This window comes from Vibrio sp. St2 (assembly GCF_947311885.1).
GTDB lineage: Bacteria > Pseudomonadota > Gammaproteobacteria > Enterobacterales > Vibrionaceae > Vibrio > Vibrio coralliilyticus.
Map to the genome: position 1 here is coordinate 183,646 of NZ_CAMZNA010000007.1, position 17,078 is coordinate 200,723.

At 49.0% G+C, this 17,078-nt stretch carries 23 protein-coding genes; 20 read left to right on the top strand and 3 right to left on the bottom strand.

Annotated elements, in window-relative coordinates; translation table 11 throughout:
• The first annotated feature begins 218 nt into the window (after positions 1–218).
• The 16 genes from QMA41_RS19065 to QMA41_RS19140 all read left to right on the top strand — a co-directional run bounded on the left by QMA41_RS19065 (position 219) and on the right by QMA41_RS19140 (position 11,535).
• Entirely contained in the window at positions 219–1,484 is a 1,266-nt protein-coding gene (locus tag QMA41_RS19065) for an MFS transporter (RefSeq protein ID WP_235676592.1), read from the top strand.
• Between the two features lie 21 nt (positions 1,485–1,505).
• A complete protein-coding gene (locus QMA41_RS19070) occupies positions 1,506–2,399 on the top strand; it encodes an iron-containing redox enzyme family protein (RefSeq protein ID WP_065814267.1) in 894 nt (297 codons plus the stop codon).
• A 50-nt stretch (positions 2,400–2,449) separates the two neighbouring features.
• Entirely contained in the window at positions 2,450–3,892 is a 1,443-nt protein-coding gene (locus QMA41_RS19075) for a hypothetical protein (protein ID WP_235676593.1), read from the top strand.
• Between the two features lie 8 nt (positions 3,893–3,900).
• Positions 3,901–5,175 carry an ATP-grasp domain-containing protein gene (locus tag QMA41_RS19080; protein WP_043011704.1) on the top strand — a complete coding sequence of 425 codons (1,275 nt, stop codon included), beginning with the start codon at positions 3,901–3,903 and terminating at the stop codon, positions 5,173–5,175.
• Positions 5,176–5,284: 109 nt separating this feature from the next.
• Complete coding sequence (locus tag QMA41_RS19085; RefSeq protein WP_043011700.1) at positions 5,285–5,743, top strand: YiiD C-terminal domain-containing protein; 459 nt, start codon at positions 5,285–5,287, stop codon at positions 5,741–5,743.
• Between the two features lie 88 nt (positions 5,744–5,831).
• Complete coding sequence (locus QMA41_RS19090) at positions 5,832–6,359, top strand: GNAT family N-acetyltransferase (RefSeq protein ID WP_235676594.1); 528 nt, start codon at positions 5,832–5,834, stop codon at positions 6,357–6,359.
• Complete coding sequence (locus tag QMA41_RS19095; RefSeq protein ID WP_043011698.1) at positions 6,352–6,909, top strand: nucleotidyltransferase family protein; 558 nt, start codon at positions 6,352–6,354, stop codon at positions 6,907–6,909. The genes QMA41_RS19090 and QMA41_RS19095 overlap by 8 nt, the downstream gene beginning before the upstream one ends.
• Positions 6,910–7,057: 148 nt before the next feature.
• A complete protein-coding gene (locus tag QMA41_RS19100; RefSeq protein WP_039951518.1) occupies positions 7,058–7,417 on the top strand; it encodes a nucleotide pyrophosphohydrolase in 360 nt (119 codons plus the stop codon).
• Between the two features lie 93 nt (positions 7,418–7,510).
• Entirely contained in the window at positions 7,511–7,855 is a 345-nt protein-coding gene (locus tag QMA41_RS19105; RefSeq protein ID WP_019274878.1) for a 5-carboxymethyl-2-hydroxymuconate Delta-isomerase, read from the top strand.
• 27 nt (positions 7,856–7,882) lie between these two features.
• A complete protein-coding gene (locus QMA41_RS19110) occupies positions 7,883–8,644 on the top strand; it encodes a PhzF family phenazine biosynthesis protein (protein ID WP_261345485.1) in 762 nt (253 codons plus the stop codon).
• A 135-nt stretch (positions 8,645–8,779) separates the two neighbouring features.
• Positions 8,780–9,031 carry a TIGR03643 family protein gene (locus QMA41_RS19115; protein WP_019274880.1) on the top strand — a complete coding sequence of 84 codons (252 nt, stop codon included), beginning with the start codon at positions 8,780–8,782 and terminating at the stop codon, positions 9,029–9,031.
• 144 nt (positions 9,032–9,175) lie between these two features.
• The gene (locus QMA41_RS19120) at positions 9,176–9,628 is read left to right on the top strand and encodes a hypothetical protein (protein WP_235676597.1); all 453 of its coding nucleotides are present in this window, start codon (positions 9,176–9,178) and stop codon (positions 9,626–9,628) included.
• Positions 9,629–9,681: 53 nt separating this feature from the next.
• Positions 9,682–9,894 (top strand): hypothetical protein, encoded by a 213-nt coding sequence (locus tag QMA41_RS19125; RefSeq protein ID WP_235676641.1) that lies wholly within the window; start codon positions 9,682–9,684, stop codon positions 9,892–9,894.
• 194 nt (positions 9,895–10,088) lie between these two features.
• Positions 10,089–10,637: a class IV adenylate cyclase gene (gene cyaB / locus QMA41_RS19130; RefSeq protein ID WP_235676642.1), complete on the top strand. Its 549-nt coding sequence runs from the start codon at positions 10,089–10,091 to the stop codon at positions 10,635–10,637.
• 111 nt (positions 10,638–10,748) lie between these two features.
• Entirely contained in the window at positions 10,749–10,979 is a 231-nt protein-coding gene (locus QMA41_RS19135; RefSeq protein WP_029236019.1) for a hypothetical protein, read from the top strand.
• A 205-nt stretch (positions 10,980–11,184) separates the two neighbouring features.
• Positions 11,185–11,535 carry a cupin domain-containing protein gene (locus QMA41_RS19140; RefSeq protein ID WP_019274885.1) on the top strand — a complete coding sequence of 117 codons (351 nt, stop codon included), beginning with the start codon at positions 11,185–11,187 and terminating at the stop codon, positions 11,533–11,535.
• Positions 11,536–11,722: 187 nt separating this feature from the next.
• On the opposite strand, the gene QMA41_RS19145 is transcribed toward QMA41_RS19140, so the two are convergent.
• Positions 11,723–11,938, bottom strand: a complete 216-nt coding sequence (locus tag QMA41_RS19145) for a hypothetical protein (protein WP_095664924.1) — start codon at positions 11,936–11,938, stop codon at positions 11,723–11,725.
• 203 nt (positions 11,939–12,141) lie between these two features.
• On the opposite strand from QMA41_RS19145, the gene QMA41_RS19150 reads away from it, so the two are divergent.
• The 3 genes from QMA41_RS19150 to QMA41_RS19160 all read left to right on the top strand — a co-directional run bounded on the left by QMA41_RS19150 (position 12,142) and on the right by QMA41_RS19160 (position 14,528).
• Entirely contained in the window at positions 12,142–13,470 is a 1,329-nt protein-coding gene (locus QMA41_RS19150) for an ATP-binding protein (protein WP_235676598.1), read from the top strand.
• Between the two features lie 197 nt (positions 13,471–13,667).
• Complete coding sequence (locus QMA41_RS19155) at positions 13,668–14,075, top strand: GFA family protein (protein ID WP_235676599.1); 408 nt, start codon at positions 13,668–13,670, stop codon at positions 14,073–14,075.
• A 138-nt stretch (positions 14,076–14,213) separates the two neighbouring features.
• Positions 14,214–14,528, top strand: coding sequence for a DUF6678 family protein (locus tag QMA41_RS19160; RefSeq protein ID WP_019274889.1), 315 nt, complete (start codon positions 14,214–14,216; stop codon positions 14,526–14,528).
• 14 nt (positions 14,529–14,542) lie between these two features.
• Here the strand turns inward: QMA41_RS19160 and QMA41_RS19165 are convergent, their stop codons facing one another.
• Complete coding sequence (locus QMA41_RS19165; protein ID WP_235676600.1) at positions 14,543–15,265, bottom strand: NAD(P)-binding oxidoreductase; 723 nt, start codon at positions 15,263–15,265, stop codon at positions 14,543–14,545.
• Positions 15,266–15,359: 94 nt separating this feature from the next.
• Between QMA41_RS19165 and QMA41_RS19170 the strand changes: the two genes are divergently transcribed.
• The gene (locus QMA41_RS19170; protein WP_235676643.1) at positions 15,360–16,259 is read left to right on the top strand and encodes a LysR family transcriptional regulator; all 900 of its coding nucleotides are present in this window, start codon (positions 15,360–15,362) and stop codon (positions 16,257–16,259) included.
• A 36-nt stretch (positions 16,260–16,295) separates the two neighbouring features.
• Here QMA41_RS19170 and QMA41_RS19175 read toward each other — a convergent pair whose 3' ends face one another.
• Positions 16,296–17,048, bottom strand: a complete 753-nt coding sequence (locus tag QMA41_RS19175) for an SDR family oxidoreductase (protein WP_019274892.1) — start codon at positions 17,046–17,048, stop codon at positions 16,296–16,298.
• Between the last annotated feature and the right edge of the window lie 30 nt (positions 17,049–17,078).

Sequence of the window (17,078 nt, forward strand, 5' to 3'; positions counted from 1 at the left end):
TAAGTAAAATTGCTTTGCGAAGTTTTTTTTCCGGTGAACTTTGACGCTTTGGCTTTTTTTATTCTGAGTATTGTTAAATTTCTGGTTTTTCGTCCGGCCTACCATCTAACGTCCTGTTGCAAAAGCGCTTTTGTTTATCGATAGATAGAATAATTATATTGACTGAGGTTCATATCTTTAATAAAAGTGTAACAAATAATTAATAATTGTTACTTTTTATGTCAGAAGCAAACACCCTCACAGACTCACAATCTTGGTTCACGATTGGCCGTGAAGGCTGGATCCTCGTGCTGGGTTCTGGGTTCAATAGGTTTGGACAGTTTATGTCGTTACCTTTTCTGGCGTTGTACCTGTCATCGACCTCGGAATTGTCCAATATCTCGATTGGATTGATCATCTCGTGCGGTCCGCTTGCAGGGGTGATGGCGGGTTTTTATGGCGGGGCTTTGTCCGACCATTTACCAAGAAAACTGGTTCTCATCCTGTCGGCGTCACTGGTCACTATTGCCTATGCGTTGTTTTTCTACCTACATTCCCCACTCTACTTTGCGTTGACCAACTTAGTTTTTGGTATGGCGACCGCGGTCTTTGAACCCGTTCTTATGGCCGCGTGTCGAGACAAAGGAGAGAAAGCCAAGATCCAAAGAGCCATGATGCTTCGTTATACCTCGATCAATGTCTCTGCGGCGATTGCCCCACTTGTGGGGGGCTATTTTGCGACCAGTGACAATCCAAGCATGGTGTTTTTCATCGCAGGCATCTTGAGCCTCTGTTTGCTTTTTGTCGTCATGGTGGTTGACGTTGCGCCCCACACAGCGAGCCTGAAGAAGACGCCGAGTATTGTTGACACTTTGAAGGTTGTCCTTGCCGATAAGACGTTCACGTTTTATGTCGTGGCATTTACATTGGTGCTGTTTGCCTATGCCTTCACCAGCTCTGCTTTATCCTTGCAGCTTCTCGAACAATTCGGCACTTCAGAGAGTGCTAGTGGGTTACTGGGTATGTGGACGGGGTACTGGGATCACACCCTTAGTGGTGCTGAATTGTTCACGCTGTTGTTGGTGGTCAACGCCATCAGTGTGCTTCTTTTTCAGGCCCCAATGACCTACTTACTTCGACATGATACGACCCTTAACAAGTTGTTGAAAAGCGGCCTTTTAATGTCTGCTGGATACGCGGTACTTATCCTACCGACAGACAGTTACCATCTGTTCGTTTTCGCCATCGTCATCATCTGTGCCGGTGAATCCGTTATGTTCCCGATGACCACCATTTTAACTGATGACACTGCTCCTGAGTCCAAAAGAGGCAGTTACTACGGCGCTGCTGGCTTTAAGAAACTAGGCTTCGTACTCGCCCCGCCTGTTGGAGGGTGGTTATTAGACCAATATTCTCCATCCGTACTTTGGGCAAGCGCTTGTTTTTCTTCCTTGTTGGCATTAGCGATCTGCGTGTATGCCAGCAAGTTATCTAACCCACAATAATAACCGAAAAGGTATAAAACATTGGACACAACAACGCAAAGTCTTGAGCTACACCCGAATCTCTATCAATCCCAGTTTCTGTTGAGAGATCACTATTTAAGTTTGCTGCACACACCGGAGCATTGCTACAACACCATGGATACGGTGGAAGATATCCAATGGCGTTACGCGCTTGAAGATCAATGGATGGCCACCCTTGAAACTCAAATCCAAAAGGAAGTGCCGCTCCCTTCACAACCGAGTGAATTTATTGAATGGCAAGCACGTCTTCAGCGTCAGCATGAAGAAGCAACCAAGCACTTCTATGACTTTTTGGCTGAGGAAGCGACCGATAAAGAGATGGCGCAATACATCTTGCATGAGCGCTCTGTCGATGGTGTTTTCGATGATCTCTTAGCCCTCGCTCAACTGGGCGTTCAAGGTAAGCCTAAAATGGCCATCGCCCATAACTATTGGGATGAGATGGGGGAAGGTGACCCAGCATTAGTGCATACGACGCTGTTTGATAAAACCGTCGCTTGGGCGAAAGCCGTACTGCAGGATGATGATTTAACCGATAACGTAGAAATCCTTCAAAACAGCAACTCTTTTTTCTGTATGGGCTTTCGACGTCGCTATGCGCCGCGCATCATCGGTGCCCTATCGTTTATCGAAACGATCGCTCCCGTCCACTTCGAAAAGGTGGTCGCGGGCTGTAAGCGACTGTCAGTCCCTAGTGAAGTCATCTTCTATCAAGAAGCTCACATTGAATATGACGCCGCGCACGCGCAAGAGTGGGTCGATGACGCCATTATCCCTCTGATCAATAAGAGCGACATTCTCTTTAAAGAAATCTGTATTGGCGTCGCAATCCGTTATTTGATGGCGACCCAATACGCGAATGGCTTGTACACCGCCATTAAAAAAGAACACTAACTTCGACATGTGGCAACCATCGTGTTGCCACTTACTCTTCCGAGCCCGATATGTCATATAAAAAAGAACTCAATCACCTGCTTGACCATTCAAGCTTCTCTGTGGATCTCTCTAACACGCCCTTTACGTTATTATTCGTCTATCCAGGCATTGGCGTTGGAAAAGTCTTTGAAGACCTAGCTGGATGCACTCAACAGCTTTGTCAGTTAGCCACCACACAAGAGCGCGCACAAACACTTGGCGTCCAGATCGCGGCGTTATCATCCGTCGATGAGACGGTAGAATCTTTGCATTCAGCCTACTTTCCGATTGGTTCGGTTTCTGCGGAGTTGATCCCGAAAGACCTCCTTGTGACCAAAGGGGAACAGCACTTCTTTGCGCGTGCCGCGTATCTGGTCCACCCAGATGGTCAAGTTGAGCGCTGGATTGATCCCGATGGGGCGCGAATGGTCGAGGATGGGTTTAGAAAGGTCGAGCACGCCTACCGACAATTTGTTCATACCGTCACGAACGACAGCATGAATGAAGAGGACCTGTCCCAATGTCGTCTTGTTGCCTTACCAACCGGGGCGGATTCCCTGGGAGTTCTGTCCTTCGACATGACCCATCCCTATGTTTTAAAAAGGATGCCCGCCGAGGGTACGGACATTGAAACGGATTACATGTTTCAATCGAAGAAGAACGACAATTCGATTTTTCCCGTCATGTACGCACAAAGCGTTTTCGGCTCAGAACGTTGGGTTGTCATGGAAAAGCTAGGCGAATTGCCAGAGCACAACACGCACCAGCTTATCGCGCGATTAGCCCATTTCTACCACTCCACTCGAACCGATACCCCTATCGACCTTGATTACCACCTTTACCAGCGCTTTTTTCAAATATTGGCCTCAGAAGGCTTTGCCCATACATTGACCTCACTATCGATGACCGAGGGGCGCGCCCTTGAGCAGACCGTGTGGGTGGGTAAGCGACAGACATCAACGATGAAAAGCCTGCTCGATGACCTCAATGACGCGTTACCAACGTTCCAGAGTCCATTCACCTGTTGTATACATGGTGACGTTCACTGGCCAAATGTGCTTGGTAGTCAAGAGGGCGCCATCAAGTTGATTGATCCGCGGCTTCACTGGGACGGATGTTTTTCGATTGATGGGCACTTCGATCCAACCTATGACTTAGCCACTCTGCTCCACAGTTCAGTTTTAGAGAAGTTAGACCATACGGAAATGTCAACAAACCGCGATGGAACGATTGCCGCCAGCGCTGACTTGGTTGACGTCATCGAAAAGTTGGAATCGGACCTATTACAATCTGCACACGCGTTGCTACCGGCTCTCATTGACGACAGCACCTTCGTGCGGAAACTCCGAGTGTTTTGTGCGAATGCCACTTTTGGGTGGCTTAAATACCATCAAGTCGTCACATCCCAAGAGAAATGGCGCTTCTACTTTGGACTCACACTGTATTGGCTCGACAGAGCATTTAAAAAATAGAGGGATTTATGAAGGAAACAGTACTGATTTTTAGTCGCAATGGGTATACCTCTGTTTTGGACGACAACAAGGCGCTTTTTCACGAGCTGCACGACAAGGACATCATCTTCGCCTTGTCGGTTCGTGCAACGTCAATACCACCAGCGGATGCCTATAAAGAATTGCACATCATTGAGATGATCGACAATGAGGCCTTTATTGAGCAGTGGCTAGAAGCGTTGAGCCTAAAGCATAGCGTTAGCGCTGTCATTGCGATGGATGAGCAATGTATCTACCCTGCCGCATTGGCGCGAGCGTACTTCCAATTACCGGGTTTACAGCCGGACGCCGCTGAAATGGTGCGGAATAAAAACACAATGAAAGAATGGGCCCGTAAAAGCTCGGTTCGATGCCCGGACTATCTGACGTCTGAGAACCCTGAATCGCTTAGGCATTTCTTCAGCAAACACACCCGTGTGGTTTGCAAACCACTTGATGGTATGGGGTCTAAGGAGACCACTATCATCAGCTCAATGGCCGACCTAGACAACACCATCACTCAACTGGTTGAAGACAATCGCCTAGGCAAGTTCATCTTTGAGGAATTCATCCCAGCAGACATCTATCACCTCGATGGTTTGTATTTCAATAACGAGCTCGTGTTCTCGAGCCTGGGTAGTTATGTCGAGCCCCCGGTATACTTTGCTGAGAGTATTGGCCAAACCACCAATTTGATTCATAAAGGGGCGCTCTTCGACAAAGCTAACGTCGCGTTGTGCGACATCATGACGTCATTTGGCCTAGAAAGCGGAGTTTTCCATTTTGAGTTTTTTTACTACCAAGACACGGTTGTTTTCTGTGAAATTGGTTTGAGACCAGCTGGGGGCGGTATCGTTGAAGCCATAAAATATCAACTGGGCGTCGATCTCAACCGTGAAATGGTTCGAATCAGCTTAGGCTTGACGCCTTCTCAACCGACGAGTACGTTTGAGTATGCAAAAGTTGTGTCTTTGTTTGCGCATGACGAAGGTGAGATTGTATCGATATCCTCCATTGAGGATTTTAACCCGAGTGTTTATCCGTTCGTGAAAATCAATCGTTGTCTCGGTCAGCAAAACAGGCCTCCGAGACACAACACGGACTTTGTCGCGACTTTTGCCATGGTTGACAATGATCCAGACAACCTCGAAATGAAGGCCCTAGCACTCTACGATTTATTCGACTGTCAGATCACCAGCGCCCCCGGCGTGGAACCTAAAGAGCGGAACCTTTCAGAGCATTCCACTCTTGAAACGCCTGAATGACATGCATTTTGGAGGTCATCGATTGACCTCCTCTTTTGCGTTTTGTCTTTAAGGTGGTATACAGGAGTTTCGGCAGTGTGTTGTTCGTCCCTTAACTGGAGATCATAACTTGAAAGAACACGAACTCGAATCCTATTTGCATGCACAAATCCCCGCTTCCAAGGCATTAAAGATGGGGGTTACGAGTTGCAGCCAACAAAAGATAGAACTGTCGGCGCCTCTTGAGCCCAATATCAACCATAAGAATACGGCCTTTGGCGGAAGCCTTTCTGTCATCGCCATCTTAGCCGGTTGGTCATTGGTTTATATGCGCTTAAATGGTGTTCACAATGAAATCGTTATTCAGGAAAGTGCCATGACCTATTTGAAGCCAGCACATGGCCCATTTACGGCCACCAGCTTTTATGAAGACAGCAAGGACTGGTCGACGTTTCATCGTGCTTTTGCTCGACGTGGCCGCGGACGCATTAACGTCAGCAGTGATATTCTTTGTGGAGATGAGGTCGTGGCCACTTTCCAAGGTACCTATGTGGCGTTTAATAAAGAGTTCAACGCACAAGGCACTTAACGCCGCCCCCCGGTGTATGGTGTTTATGGTGAAAGGCTTGCCCTTGCTCACCCCTTAATCGGTCGTTCGCCTTCTGAATGGAGAATAAATGGAATTATACAAAGCTTCAGATGAAGCACATTGGGAATTGGCTTCGAATATGTTGCTCGAAGTTGTCGAGCGCTGTAATGCCCGTCAAGTCCCCCTGTGGACGCACGAACAAGTGCAGATCACCGCCTTAAAAGCCGCATACTCGTTAGACAGCTTGTACTTTCTCAAACATGGAGGCGAGTATGTGGGGTGTGTATTTCTCTCCCTTGGCGCCGATGACTTCTGGAAAGAGCTGCCCATCGATTCAAACAGTTTATTTTTTCACAAACTCGCGCTTATCGATGCTTCTAGCGCCCAAGGGTTGGGAGCGTTGGCGTTATCTGAAATCTTGTCACTCGCGGAGCAATGGAACTGCGAATGGTTACGGTGTGATTGTCATGGTGGCCGAGTGCGTCTGCGCCATTTTTATGAGCAATTTGGTTTTGAGTTTGTCGATAGACAAGAAATGTATGGTTTTGACGTCGCTCGATACCAAATCAAGGTGTTGAACACCGCTCCACACTATTTAGTAAGTCAAGATGCTTAAACAAAAGCTCCGGCATCTGATCCAGCAAGTTCCTGAGTTAATGGAAACCGCCGAAGCGTGTCGTGACGTCGGGTTACCACATTTCTACATCGCGGGCGGTGCCATTACTCAAGTCATCTGGAATAGCCTCATCAATGAGCCGCTTCTCGCTCAAGTGAAAGACGTTGATGTTGTCTACTTTGATCGCTCTGCGCTCACCTCTGAAGCGGCGTTTAAACGTCGTATTCGTTCGCGGTTAACGCATAACATCGACATTGATGTCAAAAACCAAGCCATCATACATGAGCGTTATGCGAAGAAGTTTGGTTGCGCCATCGAGCCATATGAGTGTGTCGAGCAAGGTATCGAATCTTGGCTATCCGCTTTCGCGATTGGCTTTACTCTTGATAAGTCAGGCCACCCTCGCTTGTTTGCGCCCTACGGATTGGAAGACGCCTTTGCTATGTTGATTAAGCCGAACAAGCAAGCTATGACCGAAGCGAACTACGACAAAATGACCGCTGGCTATAAGGCTAGGTGGCAGACAATACAGGTGCTCTCTTGGCGTTGATCGACAACAAACGATGCAAGCGGGTGGCTTTTTTGTTGTCCGAAGGTTGACCATTGAACTGGGCTTCGACGGCGTCGACATGCCCGTACTTACCCGTTAACCGGGTGTCAGTATTTGCAATCACACTCGATACATTGAGAGGAATATGATGAGAAAATCCGTTTATGTGGCCGGGAGCTTCAAGAGCCTGGAACAAATGCAGGCGGTACGCGACACGCTACTCGACGCAGGTATTCAAACAACGATGTCAGAGCCTTCGCCACACAATGGTATCGACGGTTGCTTGCAGCGCATCCGTGAAGCTGACGTCACCTACATTCTAAATTTCAACGGTTACCTTGGCAAAAGTGTTGCTATGGACATAGGCTATGCACTTGGGCTGGGAAAGCCAGTCTACGCGCTAGAGCCGATTTCAGACCCTGATATTACGCATTTGTTGGACAAGATCGTTACCCCCGACGACATCATTGCAGAACTGGGCGACACAGACCCACAACACGTGGCATGATGATCAGGCGTTGAGCATATCAAGGTGGCCGGCGGCGGCTTGCCTAACGCGGCTCAGAGAAGATGAGCCATACCACCCTAGTAAGGAGGAATGATGCCCCATTTTGTTCTCGATTGTTCAGACAGTATTTTAGCTGTTCACGATGAAGCGTATATTCTCGAACAGATGTTTTTGGTGACGCACGCGACAGGGTTGTTTGATGCCAATGACATCAAGATCAGAATCAACCCTTTCCAACAATACTCAGTGGGTAATAAGCGAGAAGCGTTTATTCATGTGTTTGCGTCTATCATGCAAGGGAGAACGACGGAGGAGAAGGCGAGGCTCTCTCAGCAAGTCGTGTCCACACTGGTCACCTTGTTTCCGAAGGTACCCAACATCGCGATGAACATCAGTGATTTTGAAAAAGCGACGTATTGTAATCGTACCATGCTGTAGCGTACTGCCAATCAAGGAGGGTGGACTATCAAAGTAGCGATCTATGATGTGTTTGGTGGCGAATCGGCCGCCGGTAACCCTTGTGGCGTGGTCGAGCTCGATGGTTGGCTTTCCGATGAAGAGTTGCAGCACATCACATGTGAAGCGGGGCTCCCCGTCACCTCGTTTGTGGTTAAAGTCCAAGAGCACTTTCACATTCGCTGGTTTGCCATGGATGGAGAGATCAACCTTTGTGGGCATGGAAGCTTGGGGGCTGGGGCTGCCATCCTTTCGAAGTACTCACTCGATAGCGTGCAGCTTCGTAGCCAATACGGCGATGTCTCCATTGCTAAAAAGGAAGGGTTCTACACCCTTGTACTGCCGAGCTGGGAAGGCAAACCCTGTGAGGTGCCAGTCGAACTATCGGATTTGGCGGCGGAAGCCGTTGATGCATTTTCAACTCGAGACTTAATCTTAGTGTTGCCGTCGATAGAATCCGTCATGCGTTTTCAGCCCGATGAGGGGCGTTTTAGACAGCTCCATGAACATCACGCTGTGATTGTGACCGCCGCTTATGGCACCAATGGGTATGCCCTCAGATACTTTGCGCCCAAAATTGGCATCGCTGAAGATTTGGCCACAGGCTCGGCTCAGTGCTCTCTGGCGCCATACTGGTTTAAGAAGCTGGATTTGGACACATTGCATGTCTGTCAGCTTTCATCGTCGGGTGGTTATTTTGAAGTCTCGCGTTTCTCCGATGATGCCATTGTGCTATCGGCAAACGTCACCTTACGCGGCAGCACCCGTTAAACCACACTAAAAAGCGCCTTCAACGCTTGGTCTTTAGACAGTGTGACGACGCTGCTGCCCTAAGCCGCGCCTCAATTTGAACCCACTCCCCTATTTCCTCGTAAAACAAGGCTTTTCAGCAAGAGGGGATTGAACATGGAACTGAGCTCGGAGATAGAGTCCAGAATCATAGAAATGGCCTGGGAAGATCGCACGCCCTTTGAGGCAATCGAATCGCAATTTGGTTTGAATGAATCCAAAGTGATTCTGTTAATGCGTGGACGGCTCAAGCCGAGCAGTTTTAAATTGTGGCGTGCGCGTGTGTCGGGTCGTAAAACCAAGCACAAGAAATTGCGACGTTCAGACGTCATGAGAGGTTATTGTCCTACCCAGTATAAGCCGCGATAATACCCAGCACCCCACAAGACATGGCCGTGTGCTCCACAGCGTTGGGCACCCTTTGCTTAGCCTGTCTCGTGTGGGTAGCCCAACGGTTTAGATACAGCGTCAGCCATAGGCACACCCTAATTTGACGTGATGCAAAGAGAACAGATGGATAACTACATAGATATTTGGTTTTTGGTGACCGCAGCGGTTTTTGTTCTTAGCGTGCTATCGGCGCTGGGGATCGGGTGCTGGGGTAAAAGCAATACCGCCTTATTCGGACTGACTGGGGTGGCATTTTTAAGCGGGATACTGTTTTTCTCCCAGACGTACCAAATCAGAACGATACTGGCCGAAGAGCTCCATCCATCCAGTTTTGTTATCGAGTCCGATGCCGATATTGGCGACACTCAATTACTGGATGCGCTCACCCACAAAAGGTATATCACCACCAATAGAACACGGCCCTTGTCTAAGCGCAAAGTCAGGATCGCGGGTAAACATGGTGAAATCGAGTTACTCGTTGCCGAAGATTCCGACAATAGGCATATCTTCTGGGTGTATTACCCCAAATACCGTTACAGCCGTATCAATGAAATTGGCAAAGTCCGCCTTCGCTGAAATGTGCATACCAAGCGGTAACACGTTTGGTTGGTTGCAATTCATTGTTAGAATTGAAGTCACCTCTCTTGCATCTTAACGTGGCGTTAGACGCAGCTAATGGAAAACGGGGTCAACCCAGTTTAGAGGAGCTTAAGGGCTCCATTGCTGAAGAGTTATATGATGTCCTGTATTATGTTTGCGCGTTGGCCAATATCTATGAGGTGGATCTTGAGCAAACTCATGAACTCAAGGAAGTACTAAACAAGGTGAAGTACAACCGTTAAACCCCTATTCCCGGCACGAGGCGTGTCAGGTCGATGCCCAACGACGGGCACTCTGCATTCCATCTTGGGTGTCGTCGTTACAACGCAGAGATGGAGATGACGTGATAACCTAATCCATACCTTAATGCATTGTTTTGCCTGAACGCCTGTTTCTCTCCTGTGGTAACATTCTCATTTTGCTTGGGGACCACCACATGAACAATGAGCATTTTCAAGGTCAATACGAGGTCGAGCTTAAGTATCGCCTAGCGTCGAAGGCAGCTTTCCTGGGCGTCCTGGAAAACATTCCCCATGAGGTTATGGTAGAGGACAATCTAGAATCCGATTGGTATTTTGATACCCCAGACCAAACCTTGTCCCAGCAGAACAAAAGTGTCTGTATTCGGACCATGCAGCCCTCGGGCATCCAACTTTGGATCGTGAAAGGCCCAGAAGCAGACCGATGCGAGGCCACCAATATCACCGATGCCACCAAGGCAAGAAGTATGCTTGAAACCATGGGGTACGAAATCGTCTTAAAGGCGACCAAAACTCGCAGCATTTATTTCGTCGGTCAGTTTCACATCACGGTCGACACGTTAGACGGCATTGGGGATTTTGCCGAGTTTGCCATCATGACAGACGAGGAATCGATGTTAGTGACTTATAAGTCACAGCTTGAAGCGCTCGCCTGCCAGTTTGGACTGACAGAGTCGGCCTTGCAGACAAAATCCTACAAACAGATGTACGCGGAAAATCAATAAGTATGACGGCCCTTAGCCTTTGGTTTCACGTACTCGGCAGAAACATCGCTCCCCGCGCTGAATCGGCATCAGGGGAGCCCCTACAGTTTGGAGTTCATTACATTGGTTCAAATATACGGTTCTCAAGAAACCAAAGCCTTCTGCTGTCATTGTAAAAAAGTGACGCTTCACAAGTATCAAGGCTTCTCTTCGTCTCACGAACGTAAGGACACGAGCGTCAACGGATTCTTCTCGGGCCTGTTCGCGGCCATCGCGAGTGCCCTGATGGAAGGGCAAGCTACCGGCGATTATCAATGTACCGCGTGTGGCACTTCCCTGCATACCCCTGATCATTTAGGCTGAGATTCGTCGCCTGCCAGGGTCGCACTTCCCTCTGGTGGTGCAGGAACAGCCATGTTAACGGACGCCCAACGCTTGGCATTCTCGGCCTACTTTCACTGAGGTGTTTATGGCACAATACAGTGGGTTGGCGTCACTCACCACTTCACATGTGGCGTGATGAGGCCTTACCGCTTTGGGGCCATGATCAAAAAGGAATTCAGAGAAAGTGATACGTAACTTTTACACTTGCGACAAAGAAGTAGATACAAATAGCCATGATGGAGAAGGGGCTATCGACATCTATCGTGCGTTCAGGCGGAAAGACTTCGATGGTGCTTGGGATTTCGCGATTCGTGTCGTGATGCCACCGGGGAGCTCGATGGGCGAACATACTCATGGCGATGATGAAGAAATGTACATCATTTTGAAAGGCGAAGGCACTATGATCATTGAAGGTGAGAAAAGACCGGTGTCCGCTGGGGACATGATCGTCAATCAACGCTTTGGCACCCATGGTTTGGTCAATACCTCAAACCATGACATCGAGCTATTGATCATCCAAGCCAGTCTCAAGTAAATCACCCATTCCCACGGTATCAAAGTCAGTCGGCGCGTACTGTGCTGACTCCGTGTCGGTGGCCTCGGTTAGATCCATCCTGAGCTTTTGCACAATAACCATAAAATATTAATTGAATGAATAGGTTACTTTCGATAAGTATAGAATCCCATTCAAACGTAAATAAGAGTTAGCACGAAGAGACTCATCACAATGACGTCGATTCTTTGCTCCCATTCTGTTTTTGCTGGCGCACTCGTCCAGACGCCAAAGTGGCTTCTGTAGAAACCACACTGAACCAAGACTCAAATACCTTTGTCGTCAATATTTCTGGTAGCACAGGGCCATGCAAAGTAACTGTTGTTGTCGAAATTCTCGCTTTAAGAGCAGTGTCATGAGTTGACGAGAACCAATTGTTAGTCATATTACGTCCCTTGAGATTGTGAATACTGTGTCCAAATCTGTAGAGTAGATCAGAGACCGTTTTAGCTTGAACACGACCCTTTCACATTGATGGTGATGAGCCTTTCACCTGACGACTCGCACCTCTTTAGTGGTTCATCTTCCTTTTAATGCGCATAAAAGAGTAATGTGACATTGACGATACATTGCCGAAAGAGTGATTGGATGAAACGTACGCTGCTTGACCACCTGCTCGCTTGGAAGAGCAAGAAGATTAGAAAGCCTTTATTGATTGATGGTGCTAGACAAACAGGGAAAACGTTCTTATTGCAAGAATTGCTCGGAAAAACGTTTGAAAACGTGCTAAGAATTGACTTCTTGGAAAACCCAGAGTTCATGGACGCTTTCTCCGGATCGCTATCTCCGGATGACATTATCACCAATATTGAACTACTCACAGGAAACGTCTTCAATCCTTCCACCGATCTGCTCATCCTTGATGAGATCGGAGAATGTCCAAGAGCAGTGACGGCGCTTAAGTACTTTGCCGAAAAAGCCCCTGAAGCTTATGTTGCAGCGAGTGGCTTCAACATCGGCTTACTCACGTCTTTTCCTGTGGGCAAAGTCGAACAGCACAACTTAAGGCCTTTGACCTTTAAAGAATTTGTCTGGGCATCAGGTGAAAATGCACTGCTGAACGCCTTTGAAAGACAGCTAAACGCACCAGCCGCACACACCAAACTGTTCGATCTTCTTACCGATTACTACTTCGTCGGTGGTATGCCTGAAGCCGTTCGCTCCTGGTTCGAACGTTCTGAACTTAGCGTCATTGAGCGTCTTGAAGCGGTCTCGGAGGTACATAAAAACTTAATCGAAGGTTACATGCGTGACTTTGGAAAATACTCTGGAAAAATCGATGCACAGTTAATTGAGTCCGTTTTTCGAAGTATTCCAGCCCAACTTTCATCAGTCTATGACGACTCCGTGAAGCGTTTTAAGTTCAAAGGGGTCCATGAACGCAAATCGCGTTATGCTGAATATGAAAGCGCCATCGCCTGGCTTCATAAATGCAGACTTGCTTTAAAAAACCACCCAATAGAAGGGCAACCAAGAACTCCAATGGCGGCTTATCAGAAGGAAAACACGGTCAAACTCTTCCTCTTTGATGTCGGGCTACTTAACCATATGCTGGGCACTGGTTATCGTGAAATCAAGCAACAAGGTTATGAGTATAAAGGCTATGTCGCGGAAAATTATGTTCAACAAGAAATCACAGCACTCGGTATTGAGCCTAGCTTCTCTTGGGGGGATGCCCGCGCAAAAATCGAGTTCATCGTTACTGATGATCTCGGCCGCGTCATTCCCGTTGAAGTTAAAAGTGGCAAACGCACACGAGCCAAATCATTGCAATCGTATATCGAGAAGTGCTGCCCTCACAAAACGATTAAGCTAACGGGGACTCAAGGCTCGCCAGCTACTGAGACCAAACATATTGTTATGCCTCTGTACTACACCGAATACTTACCTAAGCACCTAAAGGGGAGCAATGAGTAGGATTACGCCCCTTTTTGTATGGTAGGGAGCAGGGGGAATCACCGCCGCCACGGCCAATCTGACTGACCAGCGACTCAGACCGATGCGTCACCTTGGGCACTGAACGTTTGAATCGGCGTCCATGTTTAAGGCACAATGGTTGCTCTCAACTGCATGCGGCTGTAACCACATCTAGATTTAGACATCATGGAACTAAAATGTACAAAGGAAGTTGTTTATGTGGCTCAATCCAATTCGAGCTACACGGTGGAATTACCGCCCCCATCTATTGCCACTGCTCTCGATGCCGAAAAGCAAGTGGTAGCGCCTTTGCCACTAATGGGTATGTGAATACGTCGGAACTCCAACTGACTGATGAAAAAGGCACGCTTACCTATTACGAGAGCAGTGTTGGAAAACGGAAGTACTTTTGTTCGACATGCGGTGCGCCAATCTACAGCTCAAATTCGACCACCCCGGATAAAGTGAGGATCCGTCTCGGCGCTATCGACAGTGACATCACCGAAAGGCCCATTTCACACAACTTCATCACCTCAAAAGGCAACTGGGAAGAGCTCGACACAACGCTGCCAAGGTATGAAGGGCACGAACCATCAAGAAAATAGTGGCCGCGTTTTGGCCTAACCATCGACTGAAAAGGACATTCAGCCCTATTATGTTGGGCTTGTGACAGAGGGATGCTCAAGTCTTATGGCTGGCGTTGCTCACCACTTAGCAGTCCGTTATCGAGCAGGAGCCCGAAGATGCACGGTGTCATGAATACGACAAAATGGAATGAGCTATGGGCAGCGATGTGTACCCTGCATCCGCGTCCACGATGGCGAACGCGTGAAGTAGACAGTGGTTATGTTTCCGACTGGGACAGAGACTGGTTTTACCATTTCAGGGCGTCCAGTTTTCGCACCATTGAATGGGTAGAAATCACGACAGACACCCCCTCTCAGCACCAGTCCGTCAAAACCGTGTTACGCAAAATCCATGTGCCTGCCGATGAGCTGGACAGTGGCTTTAAAATATACGGGTATATTCCTGATGCTAAGTATGTTGACTATCTTTGAGTGATTCGTCTGCGTTACGGGTTGTTATACAAGACGGGCATGTCCTGTTTCCATCGGCTCCACGTTTGAGGCGAACCAACCAATTCGATCATAAAGTGAGCAACATTGATACGGCTGCTCTTCCTCGGGGCAAACAGCGGGTCACACGTGGGCGATGGATGAACCGAAAACTCGGTCTTGAATGGGTGATCCACTAAGCTGTCAGGCCTGACGGCGACCCACTCCAAATACGGGGAAGCATCGCCCACCTGGTCTTGCAGGTATCGGGCGGCCTCTTCATTGTCCACATGGGGCGGGAGGAGTTGCCTGACGAGCTGGATCACCATGCGATGTCGCCACGACACGACCTCCCCTCTTCGTCGATTTTGAAAGCCCGTCGTACTCATCAACACCAACTTGATCGGCTGCGACGGTTTGAGTTGGGCCGCCGCTTGGCATATCCGTTTGATCGTGTCTGAGACCAGTTTTCTAGGCTGGCCGTAAATGCCGTTCAACGTCAAATTGTGTCCCAAACAGCAAATGACCGCTTCACACTCGCGCAGATGGCCCATGAGTTGTGCCTCTGACAAATCCAATACGTTGGACACCACGATGTCCAACGACTCACAAGCGATCAGGTCCCTGTCCACGCGCTCTAGCGCGCGCACGACGACTTTAACGCGGTCACCCCGCGAGAGTAGCTCTCTGACCACGAGCCGTCCGGTTGCCCCGGTTGCACCTAAAACCAACACTGCCATAACCTGCCTCGAATAAAACCATTGTGCTGACACTATATCCATGCATATAGTTAATAGTAATTACTGAAAAATGCATAAAGGCATACAAATTTGTATGAACTGGACAGCCATTTCGTTCGATTGGAACCGAACCCGCGCCTTTTTGGCGACAGCTGAGCTTGGCAGCTTGTCGGCGGCCGCACACTCTTTGAATGTGACCCAACCGACCCTAAGCCGCCAGGTTTCCGCCCTAGAGCAGGAGCTTGGTGTGGCACTTTTTGAGCGCTCAGCGCAGAAATTAACTCTCACGCGCAGTGGTATAGAATTGCTTCATATCGCGCGCGAAATGGGCGATGTGGCGCACAAGTTTTCGATGGTGGCCAGTGGTCAATCAGAAGATCTGAACGGAGTGGTGGCCCTATCCGTCTGTCAGCTTGATGCGATGTATCGGCTGCCTCCGATCCTGGCCAAGTTGAGACGTGTCGAGCCCAAACTGTCCATTGACCTAGTCGTCACAAACCAGGTCAGTGATCTCAAACGCAGGGATGCCGATATCGCGCTCCGCAGCGCGCAACCCACTCAGCCAAGTCTCATCGCAAAGAAGCTCGGCGATGAACGGGTGTCTTTGTACGGCACCAGAACGTACCTGACACCGTTCATCGAGGCCCAATCCATTGAGGATGTCCCCGAACTGCAAATCATCGGCTTTGGCCACAACGGGCCCATTATGACGCAATTTTCCCATCACGGCTGGTCGTTGAACGAGGATAACTTCAAGCTTTCTACCGACTTTCAGCCTGCACAACTCGCGCTGTGCAAACAACATTTGGGTGTGATGTATTTGCCAGAGGACATTGCGGCACAAGAGCCACAGTTGATGCGAGCGCCGGACGGTTTGTTTCCAACCATGCAGCTCCCACTGTGGCTCGTCTGTCATGAGGAACTCAAAACGAACAGACGGGTTCGCCGCGTGTTTAATCTCTTAGCGGCGGAGTTGACCATCCTCGACGAATGACCGTCCCCTCTCACTGGATGGACAGCACCACACCATTTACAAACAATAACCGCCGTCAACGGTGATGTGGGCCCCTCGCAGCGCGAGTGAACTTGAGCTGGTGAGAAATTCAAGACTGGACAGCATCTCTGTCGGCTCTAGCATTCGGCCTAAAGGCAAATTCGCTAAGCTTGCGTTAAGCTCGTCAATTTGATGCTCGCTCATGCCTGCCTTACTTTGGATCTCGGTGGCCGTCACGCCCGGTCTGAGGTAGTTGATCCGGACGCCTTGGGGAGCCAGTTCCAGATTCAAAACGTTCGCGTACGCTTCGAAGGCCGCTTTACTGGCGCTGTAGCTCGACGCGGTTGGAAAGGCTCGCTCGACGACAATACTTGAAACATAGACCACGCTGCAGGGATCATTGAGGACAGGCAGTAAGGCTTGAAGAAGCATCGCTGGGCCGGTGAAATTCACCGACATCGTTGTCATCAGCTCACTCTGTGTGGTTTCGCTAAAGTGCCTGGGGTGAAACACCCCCGCATTCAAAATCACCGCGTCGAGTGTGCCGACGTTGTGGCGAATGTCAGACACAAGTGCCGGGTAATGCTGGGCGTTCGCATTGTCACACAATAGGCCAAGTATCTGATCCGGCGAATGGGCGTCATCGCGTAGCCTCGCGGTGGCGCTGGCAATTCTCTCTTGATCACGGCCGGTAAACACCACGCGCCAACCTTGTTTTACGTACTGTTTTGCCGCTTCAAAACCAATACCTGAGGTTGCGCCTGTGATTAAAATCGTTTGAAAAGACATGGTATTCCTTACCCTCTATTTATTTGGTTG